The 23,536-nt window shown below is 73.8% G+C and carries 18 protein-coding genes and 1 riboswitch; of the genes, 10 read left to right on the top strand and 8 right to left on the bottom strand.

Features of this window, described 5'->3' with window-relative positions:
- The first annotated feature begins 179 nt into the window (after nucleotides 1-179).
- From cbiE to ACFQ6N_RS06530, 5 genes are read left to right on the top strand one after another with little or no spacing between them, the layout of a single operon-like run.
- Complete coding sequence (cbiE, locus tag ACFQ6N_RS06550) at nucleotides 180-1,448, top strand: precorrin-6y C5,15-methyltransferase (decarboxylating) subunit CbiE (protein ID WP_380647336.1); 1,269 nt, start codon at nucleotides 180-182, stop codon at nucleotides 1,446-1,448.
- Entirely contained in the window at nucleotides 1,445-2,206 is a 762-nt protein-coding gene (cobM, locus tag ACFQ6N_RS06545; RefSeq protein WP_380647334.1) for a precorrin-4 C(11)-methyltransferase, read from the top strand. The genes cbiE and cobM overlap by 4 nt, the downstream gene beginning before the upstream one ends.
- Nucleotides 2,206-2,946 carry a cobalt-precorrin-6A reductase gene (locus tag ACFQ6N_RS06540; RefSeq protein ID WP_380647358.1) on the top strand — a complete coding sequence of 247 codons (741 nt, stop codon included), beginning with the start codon at nucleotides 2,206-2,208 and terminating at the stop codon, nucleotides 2,944-2,946. The genes cobM and ACFQ6N_RS06540 overlap by 1 nt, the downstream gene beginning before the upstream one ends.
- Nucleotides 2,947-3,002: 56 nt before the next feature.
- A complete protein-coding gene (locus ACFQ6N_RS06535) occupies nucleotides 3,003-3,506 on the top strand; it encodes a DinB family protein (RefSeq protein ID WP_380647333.1) in 504 nt (167 codons plus the stop codon).
- A 29-nt stretch (nucleotides 3,507-3,535) separates the two neighbouring features.
- Nucleotides 3,536-4,042: a protein phosphatase gene (locus tag ACFQ6N_RS06530; RefSeq protein ID WP_380647332.1), complete on the top strand. Its 507-nt coding sequence runs from the start codon at nucleotides 3,536-3,538 to the stop codon at nucleotides 4,040-4,042.
- Between the two features lie 36 nt (nucleotides 4,043-4,078).
- Here ACFQ6N_RS06530 and ACFQ6N_RS06525 read toward each other — a convergent pair whose 3' ends face one another.
- Together ACFQ6N_RS06525 and ACFQ6N_RS06520 are read right to left on the bottom strand one after the other, a co-directional pair.
- Nucleotides 4,079-5,608 carry a UDP-N-acetylglucosamine 1-carboxyvinyltransferase gene (locus ACFQ6N_RS06525; protein WP_380647331.1) on the bottom strand — a complete coding sequence of 510 codons (1,530 nt, stop codon included), beginning with the start codon at nucleotides 5,606-5,608 and terminating at the stop codon, nucleotides 4,079-4,081.
- A 146-nt stretch (nucleotides 5,609-5,754) separates the two neighbouring features.
- Nucleotides 5,755-7,098 (bottom strand): cobalt-precorrin-5B (C(1))-methyltransferase, encoded by a 1,344-nt coding sequence (locus tag ACFQ6N_RS06520; protein WP_380647330.1) that lies wholly within the window; start codon nucleotides 7,096-7,098, stop codon nucleotides 5,755-5,757.
- A gap of 322 nt (nucleotides 7,099-7,420) precedes the next feature.
- Here ACFQ6N_RS06520 and ACFQ6N_RS06515 point away from each other — a divergent pair, with 322 nt between their 5' ends.
- Complete coding sequence (locus ACFQ6N_RS06515) at nucleotides 7,421-9,160, top strand: TIGR03767 family metallophosphoesterase (protein WP_380647328.1); 1,740 nt, start codon at nucleotides 7,421-7,423, stop codon at nucleotides 9,158-9,160.
- Between the two features lie 119 nt (nucleotides 9,161-9,279).
- Here ACFQ6N_RS06515 and ACFQ6N_RS06510 read toward each other — a convergent pair whose 3' ends face one another.
- The 3 genes from ACFQ6N_RS06510 to ACFQ6N_RS06500 are packed head-to-tail and all read right to left on the bottom strand — an operon-like array spanning nucleotide 9,280 to nucleotide 12,862.
- Nucleotides 9,280-10,800: a precorrin-2 C(20)-methyltransferase gene (locus tag ACFQ6N_RS06510; protein WP_380647327.1), complete on the bottom strand. Its 1,521-nt coding sequence runs from the start codon at nucleotides 10,798-10,800 to the stop codon at nucleotides 9,280-9,282.
- Entirely contained in the window at nucleotides 10,797-11,423 is a 627-nt protein-coding gene (locus tag ACFQ6N_RS06505; RefSeq protein ID WP_380647326.1) for a precorrin-8X methylmutase, read from the bottom strand. Before ACFQ6N_RS06505 ends, ACFQ6N_RS06510 begins: the two co-directional genes overlap by 4 nt.
- Nucleotides 11,420-12,862, bottom strand: coding sequence for a hypothetical protein (locus ACFQ6N_RS06500; RefSeq protein ID WP_380647325.1), 1,443 nt, complete (start codon nucleotides 12,860-12,862; stop codon nucleotides 11,420-11,422). The genes ACFQ6N_RS06505 and ACFQ6N_RS06500 overlap by 4 nt, the downstream gene beginning before the upstream one ends.
- Nucleotides 12,863-13,159: 297 nt before the next feature.
- A riboswitch (cobalamin riboswitch) is annotated at nucleotides 13,160-13,245 on the top strand.
- A 47-nt stretch (nucleotides 13,246-13,292) separates the two neighbouring features.
- On the opposite strand from ACFQ6N_RS06500, the gene ACFQ6N_RS06495 reads away from it, so the two are divergent.
- The 3 genes from ACFQ6N_RS06495 (at nucleotide 13,293) to lnt (ending at nucleotide 18,880) form a co-directional block, all read left to right on the top strand.
- Nucleotides 13,293-13,499 carry a hypothetical protein gene (locus ACFQ6N_RS06495; RefSeq protein WP_380647324.1) on the top strand — a complete coding sequence of 69 codons (207 nt, stop codon included), beginning with the start codon at nucleotides 13,293-13,295 and terminating at the stop codon, nucleotides 13,497-13,499.
- A complete protein-coding gene (gene cobN / locus ACFQ6N_RS06490) occupies nucleotides 13,496-17,143 on the top strand; it encodes a cobaltochelatase subunit CobN (protein ID WP_380647323.1) in 3,648 nt (1,215 codons plus the stop codon). The genes ACFQ6N_RS06495 and cobN overlap by 4 nt, the downstream gene beginning before the upstream one ends.
- Nucleotides 17,144-17,311: 168 nt before the next feature.
- Nucleotides 17,312-18,880: an apolipoprotein N-acyltransferase gene (lnt, locus tag ACFQ6N_RS06485; RefSeq protein ID WP_380647322.1), complete on the top strand. Its 1,569-nt coding sequence runs from the start codon at nucleotides 17,312-17,314 to the stop codon at nucleotides 18,878-18,880.
- 63 nt (nucleotides 18,881-18,943) lie between these two features.
- On the opposite strand, the gene ACFQ6N_RS06480 is transcribed toward lnt, so the two are convergent.
- From ACFQ6N_RS06480 to gdhA, 3 genes are all read right to left on the bottom strand, one after another.
- Complete coding sequence (locus ACFQ6N_RS06480) at nucleotides 18,944-19,708, bottom strand: VOC family protein (protein ID WP_380647319.1); 765 nt, start codon at nucleotides 19,706-19,708, stop codon at nucleotides 18,944-18,946.
- A gap of 322 nt (nucleotides 19,709-20,030) precedes the next feature.
- Nucleotides 20,031-20,906: a GyrI-like domain-containing protein gene (locus ACFQ6N_RS06475; protein ID WP_380647318.1), complete on the bottom strand. Its 876-nt coding sequence runs from the start codon at nucleotides 20,904-20,906 to the stop codon at nucleotides 20,031-20,033.
- Between the two features lie 228 nt (nucleotides 20,907-21,134).
- Complete coding sequence (gdhA, locus tag ACFQ6N_RS06470) at nucleotides 21,135-22,535, bottom strand: NADP-specific glutamate dehydrogenase (protein WP_380647317.1); 1,401 nt, start codon at nucleotides 22,533-22,535, stop codon at nucleotides 21,135-21,137.
- A 282-nt stretch (nucleotides 22,536-22,817) separates the two neighbouring features.
- On the opposite strand from gdhA, the gene ribA reads away from it, so the two are divergent.
- The gene (ribA, locus tag ACFQ6N_RS06465) at nucleotides 22,818-23,447 is read left to right on the top strand and encodes a GTP cyclohydrolase II (protein WP_380647316.1); all 630 of its coding nucleotides are present in this window, start codon (nucleotides 22,818-22,820) and stop codon (nucleotides 23,445-23,447) included.
- The last annotated feature ends 89 nt before the right edge of the window (nucleotides 23,448-23,536 follow it).

Raw genomic sequence — 23,536 nt, 5'->3', positions numbered from 1 at the left:
ACAGAGTTCAGCGAACAGAGTTTGAAATCTGTTCGCTGAACTCTGTCATCTGTCCGCCGCCGTCCGTCACCCCGTGATCCGGCCCGGACCCGCCCGGATACCGCCAGGTAGGCTGCCCCGGCCGGTAAAGACCGCAAGATCCGCACGACCGCACGATTCGAACGACGAGGAGCCACCCGGTGCCCGAGCTGCCACCCCCGATCACCGTCGTCGGGATCGGGGCCGACGGCTGGCCCGGCCTCGCCGCCGCCTCCCGGGCCGCACTGCGCGACGCCGAGGTCGTCGTCGGCGGCCCCCGCCAGCTGGACCTGCTCCCCGCCGACGAGGTCACCGCCGAGCGCGTCCCCTGGCCGTCCCCGCTGCGCCCGGCCGTCCCCGGGCTGTTCGCCGCCCACGCCGACCGTCGCGTCGCCGTCCTGGCCAGCGGCGACCCGATGTTCTACGGCATCGGCCGCACCCTCGCCGAGACGGTCGGCGCCGAGCGGCTGCGCGTCCTCCCGCACCCCTCCTCCGTCTCCTACGCCTGCGCCCGGCTCGGCTGGCCGTTGGAGGCCACCGAGGTGGTCAGCCTGGTCGGCCGCCCGCTGGACACCCTCGCCCTGGCCCTTCACCCCGGTCGGCGCCTGCTGGTGCTCAGCGCCGACGCCGCGACCTCGGCCGCCGTCGCCGCGCTGCTCGCCTCGCACGGTTACGGCACCGCCCGGCTGCGGGTGCTGGAACAACTCGGCGGCCCGGCCGAACGAAAGCTCGACGGCACCGCCGAGAACTGGCCGCACCCGCCCGGGGACCCGCTGAACGTCATCGCCGTGGACCTCGGCGACGGCCCCCGCACCTCCCTCGTCCCCGGCCTGCCCGACGCCGCCTACGAGAGCGACGGCCAGCTCACCAAGCGCCATGTCCGCGCCGCCACCCTCGGCACGCTCGCCCCCTCCCCCGGCGAACTGCTCTGGGACGTCGGCGGCGGGTCCGGCTCGATCGCCATCGAGTGGCTGCGCGCCCACCGCGACTGCCAGGCCGTGGCCGTCGAGCGCGACCCGGTGCGCGCCGGGCGGATCACCCGCAACGCCGCCGCGCTCGGTGTGCCCCGGTTGCGCGTGGTGACCGGCCCCGCGCCCGCCGGGCTCGCCGGACTCCCCACCCCCGACGCCGTGTTCATCGGTGGCGGACTCACCGCGCCCGGCCTGCTGGACAGTTGCTGGGCCGCGCTGCGCCCTGGCGGCCGGCTGGTCGCCAACACCGTGACGCTGGAGTCCGAGGCGCTGCTCACCGAGTGGTACCGGCGCCACGGCGGCGAGCTCGTCAAGCTCGCCGTCGCCCACGCCGTCCCGGTCGGCGGCTTCACCGGGTGGCGCCAGGCCATGCCGGTCACCCAGTGGTCCGCCGTCAAACCCGAAGACCTCAAGCCCGAAGACCTCAAGACCGACGCCCCTCAGGAGGACACCCCGTGACCGTCTACTTCATCGGAGCCGGCCCGGGCGCCGCCGACCTGATCACCCTGCGCGGTCAGCGCGTCCTGGCCCGCGCCGAGGTCTGCCTCTTCGCCGGCAGCCTGGTCCCGCGCGAGCTCCTGGACGAGTGCCCGCCCGGCGCCCGCCTGGTCGACACCGCGCAGCTCAACCTGGACCAGATCCTCGCCGAGCTGGTCCGCGCGCACGAGGCCGGCCAGGACGTGGCCCGCCTGCACTCCGGCGACCCGTCCGTGTTCTCCGCCGTCGCCGAGCAGATGCGCCGCCTGGACGCGGCCGGTGTCCCGTACGAGGTGGTCCCCGGTGTGCCCGCGTTCGCCGCCGCCGCGGCCGCGCTGAAGCGGGAGCTGACCGTCCCGACCGTCGGCCAGACCGTCATCCTGACCCGGATCTCCAAGCGCGCCACCCCGATGCCCGAGGGCGAGGACCTCGCCACCCTCGGCCGCAGCGGCGCCCTGCTGGTGCTGCACCTGGCCGCCGGGTACGTGGACGACGTGGTCGAGCAGCTGCTCCCGCACTACGGCGCCGACTGCCCGGCCGCCGTGGTCGCGATGGCCAGCCGCCCGGACGAGCTGGTGCTGCGCGGCACCGTCGGCGACATCGCCGAGCAGGTCAAGGCGGCGGGCGTGGTCCGCACCGCCGTCATCATCGTCGGCCGGACGCTGGCCGCCGAGCACTTCCGCGACAGCCACCTCTACTCGGCGGACCGCGAGCGCCCGCACGAGCCCTGCGGGGCGTGATGCGCCACCTGCTCATCCTCGGCGGGACGACCGAGGGACGTACGCTCGCCGCCGCCCTGGACGGCCGGCCGGGCCTGCGGGTCACCAGCTCGCTGGCCGGCCGGGTCGCCCACCCCCGGCTGCCCGCCGGCCAGGTGCGGATCGGCGGCTTCGGCGGCCCGGAGGGCCTGGCCGACTGGCTGCGCGCCGAACGGGTGGACGCCGTCGTCGACGCCACCCACCCGTTCGCCGCCGGGATCTCGCAGAACGCCGCACTCGCGGCGGCGGCCACCGGCGTACCGCTGCTGGTGCTGCGCCGCCCCGGCTTCACCGCGGTCGACGGGGACCGCTGGCTCCCCGTCCCCTCGCTCGCCGCCGCGGCCGAACAGCTGCCGCGCCGCGGGGAGCGGGTCTTCCTCACCACGGGACGGCAGGGCATCGCCGCGTTCGCCCACCTCGACGGGGTCCACTTCCTCGCCCGCGCGGTGGACCCGCCCGAGCCCCCGTTGCCACCGTCCTTCGAACTCCTGCTGGACCGGGGCCCGTTCACCCTCGACGGGGAACGGGCACTGCTGCGCGAGCGGGGCATCGACATGCTGGTCACCAAGGACAGCGGCGGCGCGGCGACCGCGCCCAAACTGACCGCCGCCCGCGAGCTCCGCCTGCCCGTCGTCATCGTGCGTCGTCCGCCGGTCCCGGACGGCGTGCCGGTCGTCCCCGACGTCGAGGGCGCGGTGCGCTGGCTGGGGCTGCCGGGCTGAGTGCGGTCCGGGGAAATTGGCGCGCGGATCGGCCGACCGCCCGACAGGATGGGCCGATGAGCGACGACGAGCGCACCGAGACCCCCCGCACCGCCGACGAACGCACCACCCTGGCAGGCTTCCTGGACTACCAGCGCGACACCCTGGCGATGAAGTGCGCCGGCCTGACGGCCGAGCAGCTCCGCTCCCGGGTGCTGGAGCCCTCGGGGCTCTCCCTGCTCGGCCTGGTCCGGCACCTGGCCGAGGTGGAACGCAGTTGGTTCCGCAATGTCCTCAACGACGAAGGCGTGCCCGGCTTCTGGAAGAACCCCGACGGCTCCTTCGCCGAGTTCGACGTCGAGACCGCCGACCCGGACGAGGCCTTCGCGATCTGGCGCCGCGAGTGCGAGCGCTCCCGGGAACTCGTCGCCGCCGCGGAGTCGTTGGACGTCCTGGGCCGCTACGGCGAGGAGGTCTTCTCGCTGCGCTGGATCATCACCCACATGATCGAGGAGTACGCCCGCCACAACGGCCACGCCGACCTCCTGCGCGAACACCTCGACGGCACCACCGGCGAGTAGCGCCGAGGGGCGGCCCGGGAGGAGCAGCGGTGCGGACCCGCCAGAAGGAACGCGACACCCCCGGGCCGTCGGCCCCCTGGAACGAGATCGTGCCCGGGCTCTGGATGGGCGGGCACTACTTCACCCCGCCCGGCGGCGAACTCGAACCCGCCGTCGTCCGGGACGAGTTCGAGCTGGTGGTCAGCCTCTTCACCCAAGCCGGGCACGGGCCGGCGCCGTGGGTCGAGCACGTCGTCCGCGAGGTGCCCGACGATCCGCTCTCCCCCGGTCAGCTGCTGGCCGTGCAGGAGGCGGCGGAGCTGACGGCGGCGGCCGTCCGCCGGGGCCGCCGGACGCTGGTGCGCTGCCACTCGGGGTACAACCGTTCGGGACTGGTGGTGGCGCAGGCGCTGGTCGGCCTCGGCCACGACACCGGCGAGGCGATCCGGCTGGTCCGGGCGCGGCGGTCCCCCTGGGCACTGAACAACCCGGTGTTCGTGGACTACCTGAACACCGGGTTGGACGTGGCCGTCCTGCTGACCGGGCTCAACGGCTGAGCCCGGCCGGGAGGATGACGGGCCGTCAGGGAACGGTCAGATGTCGCGGAAGGTCTCGATCCGGGCGCCGATGGAGTTGAGGCGCTCGGCGAGGTCCTCGTAGCCGCGGTTGATGACGTAGACGTTGCGCAGGACCGAGGTGCCCTGGGCGGCGAGCATCGCCAGGAGGATGACGACGGCCGGGCGCAGGGCCGGCGGGCACATCATCTCGGCGGCGCGCCAGCGGGTGGGGCCCTGGACCAGGACGCGGTGCGGGTCGAGGAGCTTGACGTCCGCACCGAGGCGGGTCAGCTCGGTGAGGTAGATCGCGCGGTTGTCGTACACCCAGTCGTGGATCATCGTGGTGCCGTGGGCGGCCGCCGCGATGGCGGCGAAGAACGGCACGTTGTCGATGTTGATGCCGGGGAACGGCATCGGGTGGATGGTGTCGATCGGCGCGGTCAGCTTGGAGGGGCGCACGGTGAGGTCGACCAGGCGGGTGTGGCCGTTGTGGGCCCGGTACTCGGGGGTGCGGTCGTAGTCGAGACCCATGCCCTCCAGCACGGCGAGCTCGATCTCCAGGAACTCGATCGGCACCCGGCGGATCGTCAGCTCGGAGGAGGTGACGACGGCGGCGGCGAGCAGGCTCATGGCCTCCACCGGGTCCTCGGCCGGGGTGTAGTCGACGTCACGGGTGATCTCCGGGACGCCGTGCACGGTGAGGGTGGTGGTGCCGATGCCCTCGATCCTGACGCCCAGCTCCTCCAGGAAGAAGCAGAGGTCCTGGACCATGTAGTTGGGCGAGGCGTTGCGGATGACGCTCACGCCGTCGTGCCGGGCGGCGGCCAGCAGGGCGTTCTCGGTGACGGTGTCCCCGCGCTCGGTCAGCACGATCGGACGGTCCATCGGGGCGCCCGGCTGGACCGAGGCGTGGTAGGCGCCGCCGGTGGTGGCGACCTCCAGCCCGAAGCGGCGCAGCGCGGTCAGGTGCGGCTGGACGGTGCGGGTGCCGAGGTCGCAGCCGCCCGCGTAGGGGATGGCGAAGTGCTGGGCGCGGTGCATCAGCGGGCCGAGGAACATCAGCACGCTGCGGGTGCGGCGGGCGGCCTCGACGTCCATCGCGGCGAGGTCCAGCTCGGCGGGCGGGGTGAGTTCGAGGTCGCGGCCCTCGTTGATCCAGCGGCTCTTGACGCCGATGCTGGTGAGCACCTCGAGGATCCGGTAGACCTCCTCGATCCGGGCGACGCTGCGGATCGTGGTGCGGCCGGTCGTCAGCAGCGAGGCGCAGAGGATCGCGACGCAGGCGTTCTTGCTGCTGCGGACGTCGATGGCGCCGGAGAGCCGGGTGCCGCCGGCGACCCGCAGGTGCATCGGGCCGGAGTAGCCGAGGGAGACGATCTCGCTGTCGAGGGCTTCGCCGATGCGGGCGATCATCTCAAGGCTGACGTTCTGCTTGCCCTGTTCGATGCGGTTGACCGCGCTCTGGCTGGTGCCGAGTGCCTCTCCGAGCTGCGCCTGGGACCAGCCACGGTGCTGGCGCGCGGTGCGGATGAGGGTGCCGATACGGGTGAGGTAGTCGCCTGTCACTCGCCAGACGATATCTCATGGTTGAGATGGCGATGGACGCGGGCGGCGACGTGGCGCTCCTTTTGTCCGATTCTTTCCCTGTATGGCCGTCAGATCTTCACATCACCAGGTGATGCTGGCACGCTCCCGTGACAGTCGTGACATTGTCACGGCCCGAGCGGCTCCGCCCGGCCCACGACGGTGCCCGCGCGGTCGATGCAGATGACGTCCACCGCGACCGGCGACCCCAGCAGCACGCCCAGCGCCGTCGCCCGGGCCGCCTCGGCGACCAGATCCCCGAGCGGCACCCCGGCCGCGCGGCACAACTGCACCGCCTCCAACCCGGTGTTGGCCGCCGCGACCGCCTCCGCCAGCGCCTCGTCCGCCCCTCCCCGCCGGGCCAGTTCGGCCAGGTAGCCCTTGTCCACCTGGGATCGCGCCGAGTGCAGGTCGAGATGGCCCGCCGCGAGCTTGGACAGCTTGGCGAAGCCCCCGGCGATGGTCAGCCGGGGAACCGGGTGGCGCTTCAGGTACTTGAGGACGGCACCGGCGAAGTCGCCCATGTCCAGCAGCGCGTCCTCGGGCAGCCCGTGCACCGCGACCGCGACCTTCTCCGAGGTCGAGCCCGTGCAGCCCGCCACGTGCGTACGCCCCGCCGCCCGGGCCACGTCCACACCCCGGCGGATGGAGTCGATCCAGGCCGAGCAGGAGTAGGGGACGACGATCCCGGTGGTCCCCAGGATCGACAGGCCGCCGAGGATGCCCAGCCGGGGGTTCCAGGTCGAGCGGGCGATCTCCGCTCCGTGGTCGACGGAGATCTCGACCACCACGTCCCCGCTGCCGCCGTGCTCGGCCGCCACCTCGGCGACGGCGTCCCTGATCATCTGCCGGGGCACCGGGTTGATCGCGGGCTCGCCCACCGGCAGCGGCAGACCGGCCTTGGTCACCGTCCCCACCCCGGGACCGGCCCGGAACACCACCCCCGCGCCGGGCTTCCCGGCCCGCACGGTCGAACGGATCAGCGCGCCGTGGGTGACATCGGGGTCGTCGCCGGCGTCCTTCACCACCCCGGCCATGGCGTACGCCCGGGCGTCCGGGCCGGCGGCGAGCGGTCCGGCGTCCGGCTGCGCGGTGCTCGGCGGTACCGCGTTCGGCTGCGCGGTGCTCGACCCGCCGACGCCCGGCGCCTCACCGACACCCAGTGCCTCGGCGGCGAGCGCGAAGGCGGGCTGCTGGCCCTTGGGCAGGGTGATGACCACCGGGTCCGGGAACTCTCCGGTGAGCAGCGCGGTGTACGCGGCCTTCGTGGCGGCGGTGGCGCAGGCGCCCGTCGTCCAGCCGTGCCGCAGGCCGCTGCTCTTCAGCTGGCCGGCCCGGCCTCCCGCCCCGGCTTCCGCCTGGGCCCCGCCCTCGGCTCCCGCTGCGGCCACCTGCGCCTCGCTTCCGACGGCACCCGCGCCGTCCTGCTCCCCGGGCGGCCGCACCGGCCGCCGCCGCCGATTTTCCCCCATTCGCCCAGCTCGGGGCCGACCGGGGTGGGCGTCGGCGCGGTGCGCGTACGACGACGGCGCGGTGCGCGACCGGCGAGGGGGCGAAGCGGGTACGGCGAGGGCGCGGGGCAGGAGCGGTGAGCAGCCCGGGCGCGGGCAGCGGAGCCGCCGGGCCGCCGCCGCTGTCTCGCGTTCCCGAAGAGTTCTCCGCACGGGCCTCGCATCCCGGCCCTACCAGTGAGTAATCTGGCGGCCCGCCAGACGCGGGTTCATGACACGTGGGTCCGGTGACCGGGTCGTCCGCCCGCCGGGCCATCAGTATGTGGGGGTTTTTGTGGCAGGGATGAGTCGGCGTACGTTCCTCACCGGTACGTCGGTGGCCGCCGCGTGGTCGGCCTTGTCGCTGGGCGGCGCCCAGTTCGCCTCGGCCGCGGGCCGCGACCAGGCGCTGGCGGCCACGGCCGCCCGGGCGGTCACGATCACCGGGACCACGCTGGAGCAGGTGGCCACGCCGGTCGGCACCGGCGGCTACAAGCGGCTGACGGCCGGACCGGGCTGGCCGCTGGTGGTGCGCGGCGAGCTGGCGGCCCCGGCCACCGGGCGGGACGACCGCCGGACCGGACTGGCCAGCTTCGTCCAGTTCAGCGACCTGCACCTGGTGGACACCGAGTCCCCGGTGCGCTTCGAGTACCTGGCCCGGTTCACCGGCAGCGCGTACCGGCCGCAGGAGGCCCTGAACGCCCGTGGCGTCTCCGCTCTCGTCGAGCGGGTCAACTCGCTCGCCGGCGGCCCCTACACCGGGATGCCGTTCAGCATGGTGATGGCCACCGGCGACAACACCGACAACCACGAACTCGCCGAACTCGACTGGTACCTCAAGGTCATGGGCGGCGGCAGACTCGCCCAGAACACCGGCGACCCCAGCCGGTACGAGGGCGTGCAGAACTCCGGCAACGCGGCCTACTGGAACCCCGAACTCGCCTACAGCGACGGCTACAAGGCCAAGGGCTTCCCCCGGATACCCGGCTTCCTCTCCGCCGCCGGCCGGCCCTTCGACGCACCGGGCCTGCGCACGCCCTGGTACACCACGGTCGGCAACCACGACGACAGCATCGAGGGCACCCTGCCGGACCTCGGACTGCTCAACGACCTCTACACCGGCCAGTACAAGCTGGAGGGCTGCGACGACGCGACGGCCGCCCAGCTGACGGACTCGCTGCGCCGCGACCCGGCGGGCGCCGTGCTGCTGCTCGCCAAGCTGATCGCCGGCGGCGAGGCGGTCCGCCGGATCACCCCGGACGAGCGCCGGAAGCCGTTCACACCCAAGGAGTTCGCCAAGGCCCACCTGGACCCGGCGGTCACCGGCGCCGGCCCGTACGGGCACGGCTTCACCTCCGACATGGCGAGCAGCGGCAAGCTCTACTACACCTTCCGCATCTCGGAGAAGGTGGTCGGCATCAGCCTGGACACCACCAACCAGGCCGGGTTCGCCGACGGTTCGCTGGGCACCGCGCAACTGCGCTGGCTGGAGAAGCAGTTGCAGGCGCACAGCGGGCACTGGTACGACGCGGACGGGCGCCGGGTGACGGGCGGGAGCACGGACGACGTGGTCCTGGTCTTCAGCCACCACACCAGCACCTCGATGGGCAACCTGCTGCCGGACCCGCGGAACATCTTCGAGAAGCGGCACGACGGCAACGAGCTGGTGACGCTGCTGCAGCGCTACCCGAACGTGGTCGGCTGGGTGAACGGGCACACCCACATGAACAAGATCACGCCGCACGGCCACGCGGTGCCGGAGCGGGCGTTCTGGGAGATCAACACCGCCTCGCACATCGACTACCCGCAGCACGGCCGGATCATCGAGGTGGTGGACAACGGGGACGGCACGCTGTCGCTGTTCACCACCCTGATCGAGTCCTCCGCGCCGTACGGGACGGACTTCGGCGCCACCTCGGACGCCAACCTCGCGGCGCTGTACCGCGAGCTGTCCTACAACGACCCCAACGGGCGGCCGACCGCGCTGCTGGGCGCGGGCGAGGACCACAACACGGAGCTGGTGATCGCCAAGCCGACCCGGTGACGAACGGATGACAGCTGACAGCTGACAGCTGACAGATTTCATCATCTGTCAGCTGTCATCTGTTTGACGTCTTCCGTTCTCCGTCCGGCGGGCGACTGACAGCCGTCAGCCTCCCGCCGTCACTCCTCCGGGTAGCGCCGAGGCGTCCAGACGACCTCGACGCCGGCGCCGCGCTCGACCGCCTGGGTCTGCGAGGAGCCGATCAGCAGGATCGTCCGCATGTCGACCAGCGCCGGGTCCAGCTCGCCGAGCCGGACGATCCGCACCCGCTCGGTCGGCCCGCCGACGTCGCGCGCCATCACCACCGGGGTCTCCGGCGCCCGGTACTCCAGCAGCAGGTCCCGGGCGAGCCCGACCTGGGTGGTCCGGGACTTCGAGCCCGGGTTGTACAGCGCCAGCACCAGGTCCGCCTCGGCGGCGGCGCGCAGCCGCTTCGCCACCACGTCCCAGGGCTTGAGCCGGTCCGAGAGCGAGACCACCGCGTAGTCGTGCCCGAGCGGGGCGCCGGCCCGGGAGGCGGCCGCGTGGGCGGCGGTCATCCCCGGGAGGATCCGCACCGGGACGTCCCGGTAGGTCTCCTCGCAGGCGACCTCCAGCACGGCGGTGGCCATCGCGAACACACCCGGGTCGCCGGAGGAGACCACCGCGACCCGGTGCCCGCGCCGCGCCAGGTCGAGGGCGTACTCGGCGCGCTCCGACTCCACCTTGTTGTCGGAGCCGTGCCGCCGCTGCCCCGGGCGCTCCGGCACCCGGTCCAGGTAGGTGGTGTAGCCGACCAGGTCGGTGGCCTCGGCCAGTGCGCCGCGCGCCTCGGGGGTGAGCCAGAGCGGTCCGGCCGGCCCGGTGCCGACGACGGTCACGCTGCCCACCCCATCCGACAGCCGGACCTCGGGCTCCAGCGGTGCGACCTTGCTCGGCAGCACGGCGACCGAGAAGTACGGCACCGTCCCGCCGTCGACCTCCGCGAGCGGCGCGATGCGCTCGCCCGCCATGAAGGCCCGTTCCACGTACTGGGCGTCGTCGAGCCGTCCGGCCCGCTCCAGCGCCCGGCGGACGGTCGGGAAGGTGCGCCCCAGCTTCATGATCACGGCGGAGTCGGCCGATGCGATCCTCGCCGTCAGCTCCTCCTCGGGCAGCGTGCCCGGGATGATGGTGAGCGTCTCCTCGGCCTCGGTCAGCGGCTGTCCGAGCCGGGCCGCCGCCGCGCTGACCGAGGTCACGCCGGGCACCACCTCGGTCGGGTAGCGGTAGGCGAGCCGCTTGTGCATGTGCTGGTAGGAGCCGTAGAAGAGCGGGTCCCCCTCGGCGAGGACGACCACGTCGCGCCCGGCGTCCAGGTGGGCGGCCAGCCGGGCGGAGGCCTCCTCGTAGAAGTCGTCCAGCGCGCCCCGGTAGCCGCCCGGGTGGTCGGTGGTCTCGACGGTCAGCGGGTAGACCAGCTTCTCCTCGATCTGACCACCCGTCAGATACCGTTCGGCGATCGAGCGCGCGATGGACCGGCCGTGCCGGGCACTGTGGTACGCCACCACGTCGGCCTTGCCGATGAGTTCGGCGGCCCGCACGGTCACCAGCGACGGGTCGCCCGGGCCGAGCCCGACACCGTACAGCCGTCCGACCGAGGACTCCTGATGCTCCGTCACTCTTCTTCGCTCGCAATCGCGTTGACGGCGGCGGCGGCCATCGCGCTGCCGCCGCGCCGGCCGCGCACCACCAGGTGCTCCAGGCCGGACGGGTGCTCGGCCAGGGCCTGCTTGGACTCGGCGGCGCCGATGAAGCCGACCGGGACGCCGATCACCGCGGCCGGACGCGGCGCGCCCGCCTCGATCATCTCCAGCAGCCGGAACAGCGAGGTCGGCGCGTTGCCGACGGCGACCACCGCGCCCTCCAGCCGGGGCAGCCACAGCTCCATGGCCGCGGCGCTGCGGGTGTTGCCCATCCGGCGGGCGAGGTCGGGCACCGACGGGTCGGTGAGGGTGCAGACCACCTCGTTGTCGGCGGGCAGCCGCTTGCGGGTCACACCGCTCGCGACCATGTTGACGTCGCAGAGGATCGGCGCACCGGCGCGCAGCGCGGCACGCGCGGAGGCGACCACTCCGGGCGAGTACACCAGGTCCTCGACCAGGTCGACCATCCCGCAGGCGTGGATCATCCGCACCGCGACCTGGGAGACGTCCGCCGGAAGGGCGGCCAGATCGGCCTCCGCGCGGATGGTGGCAAAGGACTGGCGGTAGATGGACGCGCCGTCCTTCTCGTACTCGATCACTTCGTGGTCCTCCTGGCCTCGGCGACAGCCTCGGCCATCTCCTCGTTCGTCACCTCGGCAGCCGTGGCAGCGGCCGTAGGCTCGTTCACCGTCACCCGGTAGCCGTGCCCCGTGGCGAGCACGTCCACCCACCGCCCGGCCGGGTGGCCGCAGCGCCGTTCACAGCCCGACCAGTGCACGGGCAGCGCGCCCGCGACGCCGGCAGCGGCTCCGACCGTGGCGCCGACCGTGGCGTCCAGGGCCCGGGCCGCGTCCGAGCGGACGTCGGCGAGGGACTTGGCGCAGCCCGGCAACCCGGTGCAGGCGGTGGCGCGTTCCCAGGACGACCCGGGCTCGGTACGGAACCCGGCCTCGGCGAGCGCGGCCAGCCGGTCCGCCGGAGCGCCGGGCAGCACCACGCCGCGCCAGGGCGTCAGCCGCAGCTCACCCGACGGGCCGCCGGTCGCCGGCGAACCACTCGCGGCGGGCGCACCGGTCATCCCAGGCGAACCGGTCATCGCGGACGAGCCGGTCGCGACGGCGACCAGTACCCGCCACTGCGCGGCGCTCGCCCGGCCGAAGCGCAGGCCCACCGAGAGCCCGCCGGGATGCGCGCCGACGGCGGGCGCGGCACCGGCGAAGGCGGGCAGCGGCACCGAGCCGGCGGGCAGCAGGTCGGGGACCTCGCGCAGGTGCCAGGCCTTGCGCCCGCTCGTCCGCAGCGCGTCCAGGAAGGCGCGGGCCGCGTCCAGCACGGCCGTCACCTCCTGCCCGGCCTCGACCGGGTGTCCGTGGTCCGACCGCCCTAGCCTCAGCACAGTCTGGCGGCCCGGGGCGTCGGTGCCGGAAGAGGCGATGCCGCCGGGAGCGGCGTCCCCCGAGCCTGCGATCAATGTCACATCGGCGTCGAGCGCGGCGACGTCGCCCCGCCCGTCGTCCAGCGCGAACAGGAACTTGCCGGAGAGCCCGGCCGCCCAGTCGCTCGCGCACAGCCGCGCGTCCAGTTCCCGTACCCAGGCCTGCACATCGGCGTTGGCGGAGGCGTTGGCGGTGGCGTTGGCGGAGGCGGAGGCGGTGGTGTCCAGCCCCGCCAGCGGCGAGGCCACGATGTTGCGGACCCGCTCATGGGTGTCCGAGGGCAGCAGTCCGACGGCGCGCAGCCGTCCGGCGAGGTCCGCCGCGCAGTGCGGATCCAGGCCCCGCAGTTGGACGTTGCCGCGTGAGGTGGTCTCCAGCTCCCCGTCGCCCAGGGCCTCGGCGGCCTCGGCCAGCGCGAGCGCCTGACGGCCCGTCAGCAGTCCGCCGGGGAGGCGGATCCGGGCCAGGGAGCCGTCGTCGGCAGGGTGCAGGCGCAGTGCCCCGGGGCAGGCGTCCGCACGCCCCCGGTCGGGCACCTCCCGGTCGGGCACGGCGGCGCCCGGCGCGGTGGCGTCGGGTGTCGGTGGCATGGCGGCGAGCATACAGATGATCCGATCGGTTGCCGCCGTCCGCTGCATCACACCCCACCGCAGGCCGGCGCCCCCCGGCACACCCCGGCCGACACCCCCCGCCACCCCCGCCCACGCCCACGGGCCCCGCCCACGCCCACCGCTCACGCCCACCACCCACGGGCCGCGCGCACGGGCCGCCGGACCCGTGCCCGCGGGCGGCCCCGGGTACGCGGCCGAAAGCTCACTCTCCCCCAGGTCAGCCGTACCCCGTACGATGCTGGGCGGGCGGTCCCGGCGGACCGTCCACACGCCAGCGACGGCGCAGGGGAGGAAACCGGTGCAAGCCCGGTGCGGTCCCGCCACTGTGACCGCGGTTCACCGGGAAGCCGGTCGGCCGCGGGAGCCAGGAACTCCTGCCGTCCTCCACCGGCCCGGGGCGCGGACCCCGAGGAAGGCAGAAATGCACCAGCGCTGTCGCATGCCCGCGCACGCGTCACCGGCCGTCGACACGGCCTCCCCGGCCGCGGTCACGGCCGCACCGGTCGCAGCCACGTCTGCCACGTCCGCCACGGCGGACGCCTGCGCCGCCCAGGCCCGCATCCAGGCCGCCCCGGCCCACTTCACGGCCGCCACGGCCACCGACGAGGCCGGGAGGCCCTTCGCATGATCCTGCTGCTGTCGACGTCCGACACCGACCTGCTCAGCGCCCGCGCCGCCGAGGGACCGGTGCGCTACCGGCTCGGCAACCCGGCCCGGCTCACCCCCGAGGACCTGCCCGCGCTGCTGGAGGGCACCGAGCTCGTCGTGGTCCGCCTGCTCGGCGGGCGCCGTGCCTGGCAGGAGGGCCTGGACGCGCTGCTGGCCGGCCCCCGCCCGGTGATCGTGCTGACCGGCGAACAGGCCCCGGACGCCCAGTTGATGGAGCTGTCCACCGTCCCGGCCGGCATCGCCGCCGAGGCGCACGCCTACCTCGCCCACGGCGGCGCGGCCAACCTGGCCGAGCTGGGCGCCTTCCTCTCCGACACCGTGCTGCTGACCGGGCACGGCTTCGCCCCGCCGGCCTCCGCGCCGGCCTGGGGTCCGCTGGAGCGCGAGGCCCGCGACGGGGAGGACGGCACCGACCGCCCGACCGTCGCGGTGCTCTACTACCGAGCCCACCACATGAGCGGCAACACCGGCTTCGTCGAGACCCTCTGCCGGGCGATCGAGGACCAGGGCGCCCGGGCCAGGGCCTACTACTGCGCCTCGCTGCGCGGCGCCGAGCCCGAGCTGCTGGCCGCGCTGGGCGAGGCCGACGCGCTCGTCACCACGGTGCTCGCCGCCGGTGGCACCCGCCCGGCCGACGCGCAGGCCGGCGGCGACGAGGAGGCCTGGGACGCGGGCGCGCTGGCCGCGCTGGACCGTCCGATCCTCCAGGCGCTCTGCCTGACCTGGTCGCGCGCCCAGTGGGAGGGCAGCGACGACGGCCTGTCCCCGCTGGACACCGCCACCCAGATCGCCGTGCCGGAGTTCGACGGCCGCCTGATCACCGTCCCGTTCTCCTTCAAGGAGCTGGACGAGGACGGCCTCACCGTCTACGCCGCCGACCCGGAGCGGGCCGCCCGGGTGGCCGGCACCGCCGTCGCCCACGCCCGGCTGCGGTACGTCCCGGCCGCCGAGCGTCGCCTCGCGCTGGTGCTGTCCGCGTACCCGACCAAGCACGCCCGGGTCGGCAACGCCGTGGGCCTGGACACCCCGGCCAGCGCCGTCCGCCTGCTGGACCGGCTGCGCGAGGAGGGTATGGACCTCGGGAACGACCTGCCCGCCTTCCACGACGAGGACGGCGACCCCACGAACGGCCACGAGGGCGACGCCCTCATCCACGCCCTGATCGCGGCCGGCGGCTACGACCAGGACTGGCTGACCGAGGACCAGCTCGCCCGCAACCCGGTGCGCATCCCCGCCGCCGACTACCGCCGCTGGTACGCCACTCTCCCCGCCGGCCTGCGCGAGCAGGTCGAGGCGCACTGGGGCCCGGCCCCCGGCGAGCTGTACGTCGACCGTTCGCAGAACCCGGACGGCGACATCGTGCTGGCCGCGATCCGCTCCGGCAACCTGCTGGTCCTGATCCAGCCGCCGCGCGGCTTCGGCGAGAACCCGGTCGCCATCTACCACGACCCCGACCTGCCGCCGAGCCACCACTACCTGGCCGCCTACCGCTGGATCGAGGCCGCGCGGGAGGACGGCGGCTTCGGCGCCCACGCCGTGATCCACCTCGGCAAGCACGGCAACCTGGAGTGGCTGCCCGGCAAGACCGCCGCCCTGTCCGCCGAGTGCGGCCCGGACGCCGTCCTCGGCAACCTGCCGCTGGTCTACCCCTTCCTGGTCAACGACCCGGGCGAGGGCACCCAGGCCAAGCGCCGCGCCCACGCCACCCTGGTCGACCACCTCGTCCCGCCGATGGCCCGCGCCGACTCCTACGGCGACATCGCGCGCCTGGAGCAGCTGCTGGACGAGCACTCCAACATCGCCGCCATGGACCCGGCCAAGCTGCCCGCGATCCGCGCCCAGATCTGGACCCTCATCCAGGCCGCCAAGCTCGACCACGACCTCGGCCTGGACGAGCGCCCCGAGGACGACGGCTTCGACGACTTCCTGCTGCACGTCGACGGCTGGCTCTGCGAGATCAAGGACGCCCAGATCCGCGACGGCCTGCACGTCCTCGGCCAGGCGCCGGCCGGCGTCGACCGGGTCAACATCGTGCTCGCCATCCTGCGCGCCCGGCAGATCTGGGGCGGCGTCAGCGCGCTGCCGGGCCTGCGCGAGGCGCTCGGGCTGGACGAGGCGGCGCTGACCCTCGGTGCCACCGACGCGGCCGAGGCCCGGGCCCGCGCCCTGGTCGAGGCGATGGAGGCGGAGGACTGGGCGCCCGAGGCGGTCGAGAAGGTCACCGCCGACCTGCCGGAGACCGTCCGGGAGGCCGTCCGCCAGGTGCTGGACTTCGCCGCCTCCCAGGTGGTGCCGCGCCTGGCCGCGACCACCGACGAGCTGGACGCGGTGCTGCACGCGCTGCGGGGCGGCTTCGTCCCGGCCGGCCCGTCCGGCTCGCCGCTGCGCGGCCTGGTCAACGTGCTGCCGACCGGCCGCAACTTCTACTCGGTCGACCCGAAGGCCGTCCCCAGCAAGCTCGCCTGGGAGACCGGCCAGGCCCTGGCCGCCTCGCTGGTCGAGCGGTACACCGCCGACAACGACGGCGCCTACCCGCCCTCGGTCGGGCTCTCGCTCTGGGGCACCAGCGCCATGCGCACCGCCGGCGACGACATCGCCGAGGCCTTCGCCCTGCTCGGCGTCCGCCCGGTCTGGGACGACGCCTCCCGCCGGGTCACCGGCCTGGAGCCGATCCCGCTGGCCGAACTGGGCCGCCCGCGCATCGACGTGACGCTGCGCATCTCCGGCTTCTTCCGGGACGCCTTCCCGCACGTGGTCGCCCTGCTGGACGACGCGGTGCGCCTGGCCGCCGCCCAGGAGGAGGCCGACGAGCAGAACTTCGTCCGGGCCCACGTCCAGGCCGACCTCGCGGTCCACGGCGACGAGCGCAAGGCCACCGTCCGCGTCTTCGGCTCCCGCCCGGGCACGTACGGGGCCGGACTGCTCCAGCTCATCGACAGCCGGGACTGGCGCACCGACGCCGACCTCGCCGAGGTGTACACGGTCTGGGGCGGCTACGCGTACGGGCGGGGGCTGGACGGCCGGCCCGCCCGCGAGGAGATGGAGACCGCGTACAAGCGGATCACCGTCGCCGCGAAGAACACCGACACCCGCGAGCACGACATCGCCGACTCGGACGACTACTTCCAGTACCACGGCGGCATGGTGGCCACCGTCCGCGCCCTCACCGGCAAGGCGCCGACCGCCTACATCGGCGACTCCACCCGCCCCGAGACGGTCCGCACCCGCACCCTGACCGAGGAGGCGGCCCGCGTCTTCCGCGCCCGCGTGGTGAACCCGCGCTGGATCGAGGCGATGCGCCGCCACGGCTACAAGGGCGCCTTCGAGATGGCCGCCACGGTCGACTACCTGTTCGGCTACGACGCCACGACGGGCGTCGTCGCGGACTGGATGTACGAGAAGCTGACCCAGGAGTACGTGCTCGACCCGGTCAACCGGGAGTTCCTCGCGGGCGCCAACCCGTGGGCGCTGCACGGGATCAGCGAGCGCCTGCTGGAGGCGGCGAGCCGCGGCCTCTGGGAGAAGCCGGACCCGGAGCTGATCGCGCAGCTCCAGGCCGCGTTCCTGGAGACCGAGGGGGACCTGGAGGGCGAGGAGGGCTGAGGCCCGCCGCCCGGCCCCTCCCCTAGGACGTCCCCTCGGACGTTCGTTCGGACGTCCGTTCGAGAGGAGGGGCTCCGCCGTGCCGTTGGTGCGCCCGCCGGTGCCCGTCGCCCATCCGGGTGACGGGCACACTGGTGGCCCACGCCGTCCAAGCGGACAATACGGGTCATGTCGCGCCGCATCGCTCCCGCCAGCCCAGCCCTGAGCACGACCCCCACCGAGGAACGGGAGCCGCGTGCGCCGCACCGCTACCGGGCGCAGCTCGGAGCACTGGCGGCCGGGGCGGTACCCGTGCTCGCGTTCCCCGCGCCCGGCCAGGCCTGGCTGGCGTGGATCGCGCTCGTCCCCGGGCTGCTGCTGATGCAGCGGGCACCCGGCGGGCGCGAGGCGGCGGTGCGCGGGTGGTGGTTCGGGGCCGGGTTCATCCTCGCCGCGATGTACTGGCTGGTGCCGTCCATCGGACCGGGACTGCCGGTGCTCGCCGTGCTGATCGGGGCCCTGCAGGGCGCCGTCGGGTACACCGTGCACCGGCTGCTGGGGCCGCCGCTGACCACCCGTCGGGCGCTGCTCGCACTGGTGCTCGTCCCGGCGGTCTGGGTGTCCGCCGAGTACGCGCGCTCCTGGCCCGCGCTCGGTGGGCCGTGGGCCCTGCTCGGTGCCACCCAGTGGCAGCACCCGGCGATCCTCGGGCTGGCCTCGACGGGCGGGATCTGGCTGGTCAGCGCGGCGGTGGTGGCGGTGAACACCGGGGTGCTGATCGCCCTGACCGCGGTGCACTGGCGGCCGCGCGCCCTCGCGGCCGCGGCGACGGTGCTGGTGCTGGCCTCCGGCCCGGCCCTGTTCGCGCTGCGCGCGGCACCCGCCGGGGCCGGAGCCGTCACGGTCGCACTCGTCCAGCCCGGCATCGTGGAGGACCCGCAGGCCCGGTTCGACGCCAGTGCCCGGGCCACCGCCGCCCTGGTCGGACAACCCGTCGACCTGGTGGTGTGGGGCGAGAGCAGCACCACGGCGGACCTGGACCACGACCCGGCCGCCCTGGACGCGCTGCGCGGACTCGCCGCGACCACCGGCGCCCAGGTCATCGCCGGGGAGGACGCGCGCAAGGCGGACGGGCGGATCTCCAAGGACGCGGTACTGGTCTCCCCGGCGGGCGTGGTCGACCGCTACCGCAAGATCCGGCTGGTGCCGTTCGGCGAGTACATCCCGCTGCGGCCCGTGCTCGGCTGGATCGCCGGGGTCAGCCGGGCGGCGGGCGAGAACCGGGCGCCCGGCACCGCGTTCCACCTGCTGCCCGCCACCGACCGGACGGGCGCGCCGCTGCCGGTCGGGGCGCTGATCTGCTTCGAGTCCGCCTTCCCCGACATGGCGCGCACCGCCGCGCGGGACGGCGCCCGGGTGCTGGTCTACCAGTCCTCGACCTCCACCTTCCAGCACACCTGGGCGCCCGAGCAGCACGTCTCACTGGCGGCGATCCGGGCCGCCGAGACCGGGCGGCCCGCCGTCCAGGCCTCGCTGACCGGGGTCTCGGCGGCCTTCGACGCGCAGGGCCGGGAGCTCGCCCGGCTCGGCACCGACGGCACCGGCGCGGTGACCGTACGGCTGCCGCTCACCGCGCCCGGGACGCTGACCTGGTACGACCGGGTCGGCGACGTGGTGCCGCTGGGGGCCCTGCTGATCACGGCGGGGGCGGCGGCGGCCGCGGTGGCCGCAGCGGCGGGGCGGCGCCGGCGGGGGTGAGGGGGCCGCGGCGCCGGCGGGGGTGACTGCCGCCGGGCGGCCGGGTGCCGCCCCGCGGCCGGGTCAGTCCTCCGTGGGAGCGTGGTAGATGCCGAAGGGGGCGCCCTGGGGGTCGCGCAGCACGGCGATCCGCCGACCGCCGGGCACGCCGCCGGCGGGCATCAGCACGTCCGCGCCCAGGGCCACCGCCCGGTCGGCGGCGAGGTCGGCGTCGGCGACCGCGAAGTACGGCAGCCAGTGCGGCGGCACCTGCGGCGGGAAGGCGTCGTCCATCACCAGCATGCCGCCGAAGTCCCGGCCGGCCAGGCCCCACTGGGTGTAGTGCTCGGACGGGGCGACGGACCAGCCGAAGACCGCCGGGTAGAAGTCGGTCGCGCCGCCCGGATCGCGGGTGAGCAGTTCCACCCAGCCGAGCGAGCCGGGCTCGTTGAACACCCCGGCACCTCTGAACGCCCAGGCCTGCCAGAGGATGAAGACCGCGCGGGAGCCGTCGGCGGCCACCGCGAAGCGGCCGTGGTCGAGCACGTCGGTGGGCTCCTTCAGGAGGACACCGCCGGCCTCCTTGATCCTCGCCGCGGTGGCATCGGCGTCGGCGACCGCGAAGCAGACCGTCCAGGCCGTCGGCTGCTGCGGCGCGTAGCGCGGGGTGATCGCGGCGGCCGGGACGCCGTCCATGAGCATCTGGGTGTAGTCGCCGTCCTCGGGGCGCGCGCCGTCGTCCTCCTGCCAGCCGAACAGCTCGCGGTAGAACGCCCGGGCGGCGGCCGGATCGGAGGTGCCCAGCTCGACCCAGCAGGGGGCGTCGGTGGTCACGGAGGTCTGCTTCATGGCGTCTGCTCTCCAGCTCGTTGCACGTTCAGGCCGAGGGCACGGGCGATCCTGGCGGTGGCGGTGGCGGTGCGACGGCGGTGCCGACGGCGGCGGACGCTCCTCGGGTAGCGGCCTTCGGCCCTCGGCCCCGGTCCTCCCCGCCCCCAGCATGCGGGGCGGGGAGGACCGGGGGCGGGCGCTGGTGGGCCGAACGGGGGTGGGGGGACAAAGAACAGATGACAGCTGACAGATTTCGAAATCTGTCAGCTGTCATCTGTTTTCTGTTAGCTGTTTTCTGTCAGCTGTTTTCTGTCAGCCGTCCGCTGTCGGTTGCCGGCCCTCAGCTCCGCACCGCCCGCGCCACCGGGATCCAGAGCTCGGCCTCGGCATCGCCGGTCCCCGGGACGAAGCGGACCTGAAGGATCTCCGGCCCCACCCGGGCCTCGTACGGGTTGGACGGGAACCACTGGGCGGCCACGTCACCCCACATCTCCTGCAACGCCTGCGGGAACGGCCCGCTGTTGGTGAACACCGCCCACGTCCCGGCCGGGACGTCGAGGACGTCCAGGTCCTCCGGGACGACGGCGTCCTCACGCGCCACCACCGCGTGCCAGTAGTCGAGTTCGGACCCCTCCTCGCGGTTCGGCGCGAAGTCGTCGCTCACCGACACGATGCCGAGCGGGTCCTTGCCCGTGAGGGCGGTGATCCGCTCGACGGTCTCCGTGCCGAGCCCCTTGATGAACTCGGCGATCCCCGGGTTGATCCCCTGGTAGATCAGGGTGACCCGGGCCTTCTTGCCGACGATCCGGAAGTCCGGCTTCTCGACGATCCGGTATTCCATGCTGCTGCTTCCCTCCACGACGAGTCGGAAGGACATCCGGGGCTGGGAGACGAGCACCGCACCGTCGCGCCGGGCCTCTCCCGGCCCGACCCCGTGCATCGCCCGGAACGCCCGGGCGAAGGCCTCCCCCGAGGTGTACCCGTACCGGACCGCGATGTCGAGCAACGTCCTTTCGCCGTCGAGTACTTCGGCCCCGGCGACGGTCAGTCGCCGACGCCGGACGTACTCCGACAGCGGCATGCCGGCCAGCATCGAGAACAGCCGCCGGAAGTGGTACTCCGACGACATCGCGATCCTCGCCAGCTCGGCCGCGTCGACCTCGCCGTCCAGGTGCCGTTCGATGTGGTCCATCGCCCGGTTCAGGTGTTCCAACACGTGAGCCCCGTCCTTCCTTGCTGATCACCACCGTAGGAAGGACCCACCCTGCCTCACCCGACAATCGGTGCCCGCTCCGGTCGGGTACCGATCGCCGGGTGACCGGCGCAGCACGTCAGTTGCCCGGCAGATCAGCGGCCCGGCGGGGCGGCAGCGCGGCAGCGCGGCAGCGCGGCAGCAACTCGGTAGCGCGGCAGGGCGGCAACTCGGCCGCGCGGCGGGGCCGGATCAGACCAGGCCCTGAGCCAGCATCGCGTCCGCGACCAGCTCGAAGCCCGCGATGTTGGCGCCCGCCACGTAGTCGCCGGGGTGGCCGTAGCGCTCGGCGGTGGTGAAGCACGAGTCGTGGATGTGCTTCATGATCCCGGCCAGCCGCTCCTCGGTGCGCTCGAAGGTCCAGGAGTCGCGCGAGGCGTTCTGCTGCATCTCCAGGGCGCTGGTGGCGACGCCGCCCGCGTTGGCCGCCTTGCCCGGGCCGAAGGCCACCCCGGCCTCCTGGAACACCCGCACCGCCTCCGGGGTGGTGGGCATGTTGGCACCCTCGGCGACCGCGAGCACGCCGTTGCGCACCAGGGCGAGCGCGTCGGCCTCGGTCAGCTCGTTCTGGGTGGCACAGGGCAGCGCGACCTCGCAGGGCACGCTCCACACGCCTGGCCCCTCCACGAACCGGACGTGGCTGCCGCGCAGTTCGGCGTAGTCGGAGACGCGTCCGCGCCGGACCTCCTTGACCTCCTTGAGCAGGGCGAGGTCGATGCCCTTCTCGTCCACGACGTAGCCGGTGGAGTCGGAGCAGGTGAGCACCGTCGCGCCGAGCTGCTGCGCCTTCTCGATCGCGTAGACCGCGACGTTGCCGGAGCCGGAGACGGCCACCCGGCGCCCGTCCAGGCTGTCGCCGCGGCTGTGCAGCATCTCGGCGGTGAACAGCACGCAGCCGTAGCCGGTGGCCTCGGTCCTGACCTGCGCCCCGCCCCAGCCGAGGCCCTTGCCGGTCAGCACGCCGCTCTCGTAGCGGTTGGTGATCCGCTTGTACTGGCCGAAGAGGTAGCCGATCTCACGGCCGCCGACGCCGATGTCCCCGGCCGGCACGTCGGTGTGTTCGCCGAGGTGGCGGTGCAGCTCGGTCATGAAGGACTGGCAGAACCGCATGATCTCGGCGTCCGAGCGGCCCTTGGGGTCGAAGTCGGAGCCGCCCTTGCCGCCGCCGATCGACAGTCCGGTGAGCGCGTTCTTGAATATCTGCTCGAAGCCGAGGAACTTGACGATGCCGAGGTTCACCGAGGGGTGGAAGCGCAGTCCGCCCTTGTACGGGCCGAGGGCGCTGCTGAACTCCACTCGGAAGCCCCGGTTGACGTGGATGTCGCCGGAGTCGTCCGTCCACGGCACCCGGAACATCAGCTGGCGCTCGGGCTCGCAGATCCGCTCGATGATCCGGGCGTCGAGGAGTTCGGGGCGGTGGGCGAGGACCGGGGCGAGGGTCTCCAGCACCTCGTGGACGGCCTGGTGGAACTCCGTCTCGCCCTTGTTGCGGCGGACCACGTCCGCGTAGAGGGCTTCGATCGCGCGCTGTTCGGCGTCGAAGCGGGGCTGGGTCGCGGTGTCGGGGGTCGCGTTGGCGCGGCTCGTGGGCATCTGATCAGGACCTTCCGTGGTCGTCGGTGGTCGTGCGCGGGGCGTTCCCGTGCCCAGGAAACGGGACGAAGTCTCGCAGTGTCGACACCGCGGACCGCCTCCCTTCCACATGCTGGAACGCCGGATGGGAACACCGGGGGCGGACGGGGTGTTGTGCGCGTCCGTGATCACGGGGGATGCCGGCCGCCAGTTGTTCAAATTGGAACAACCGAGTACGGTCGACATCCGTCCACCCGGACCCTGATCAAACCCGGTCCACCTCCGATCGACGAAGGCCCGCCCATGCCTCAACCCGCCTCCGCCACGGTGCGCTCGCATGTGCGCATCCCACTGACCTTCCCCGACGGCTACCACGCCGACGCCGAGGTCTTCACCTTCCACGGCCTCAGCGACGGCGCCGAACACCTGGCACTCGCCCTCGGCGAGGTCCCCGAGGGCGGAACGCCGCTGGTGCGGCTGCACTCCGAGTGCCTGACGGGCGACGTCTTCGGCTCGGACCGCTGCGACTGCGGCCCGCAGCTGCGCGAGTCGGTCGAGCGGATCAGCGAGACCGGCGGGTACCTGCTCTACCTGCGCCAGGAGGGCCGGGGCATCGGGCTCTACAACAAGCTCGACGCGTACGCCCTCCAGGACTCCGGGCTGGACACGTACGACGCCAACACGGCGCTCGGCCTGCCCGAGGACGGCCGCGACTACACCGCCGCCGCCCAGATGCTCGCCGCGCTCGGCCACACGGGCATCGACCTGCTGAGCAACAACCCGGACAAGGCGGCGCAGCTGGCCGGACTCGGGATCACCGTGCGGCACCGGGTACCGACCGGCGTCCACCTGTCGGCGAGCAACGTCCGGTACCTGCGGGCGAAGGTGGAGCGGACCGGGCACTCGATCGAGCTCTCCCGGCTGGTCGGCTGAGCGGACGGCACGTCCCGGCCGACCGCCGGCAGGTGACGGCCGGCGGGTTGCGGCGAACAGATGACAGCTGACAGATTTCGAAATCTGTC

It is taken from the genome of Kitasatospora sp. NPDC056446, assembly GCF_042796115.1.
In the GTDB taxonomy this organism is placed as follows: domain Bacteria; phylum Actinomycetota; class Actinomycetes; order Streptomycetales; family Streptomycetaceae; genus Kitasatospora.
This window is presented reverse-complemented; position numbering and strand designations above follow the sequence as displayed.

Coding starts and splice junctions, on each gene's coding strand:
- ACFQ6N_RS06540 (WP_380647358.1), top strand. CDS start 2,206: ATGCGCCACCTGCTCATCCTCGGCGGGACGACCGAGGGACGTACGCTC.
- ACFQ6N_RS06535 (WP_380647333.1), top strand. CDS start 3,003: ATGAGCGACGACGAGCGCACCGAGACCCCCCGCACCGCCGACGAACGC.
- ACFQ6N_RS06520 (WP_380647330.1), bottom strand. CDS start 7,098: ATGGGGGAAAATCGGCGGCGGCGGCCGGTGCGGCCGCCCGGGGAGCAG.
- ACFQ6N_RS06515 (WP_380647328.1), top strand. CDS start 7,421: ATGAGTCGGCGTACGTTCCTCACCGGTACGTCGGTGGCCGCCGCGTGG.
- ACFQ6N_RS06500 (WP_380647325.1), bottom strand. CDS start 12,862: ATGCTCGCCGCCATGCCACCGACACCCGACGCCACCGCGCCGGGCGCC.
- ACFQ6N_RS06495 (WP_380647324.1), top strand. CDS start 13,293: ATGCACCAGCGCTGTCGCATGCCCGCGCACGCGTCACCGGCCGTCGAC.
- cobN (WP_380647323.1), top strand. CDS start 13,496: ATGATCCTGCTGCTGTCGACGTCCGACACCGACCTGCTCAGCGCCCGC.
- lnt (WP_380647322.1), top strand. CDS start 17,312: ATGTCGCGCCGCATCGCTCCCGCCAGCCCAGCCCTGAGCACGACCCCC.
- ACFQ6N_RS06480 (WP_380647319.1), bottom strand. CDS start 19,708: ATGAAGCAGACCTCCGTGACCACCGACGCCCCCTGCTGGGTCGAGCTG.
- gdhA (WP_380647317.1), bottom strand. CDS start 22,535: ATGCCCACGAGCCGCGCCAACGCGACCCCCGACACCGCGACCCAGCCC.
- ribA (WP_380647316.1), top strand. CDS start 22,818: ATGCCTCAACCCGCCTCCGCCACGGTGCGCTCGCATGTGCGCATCCCA.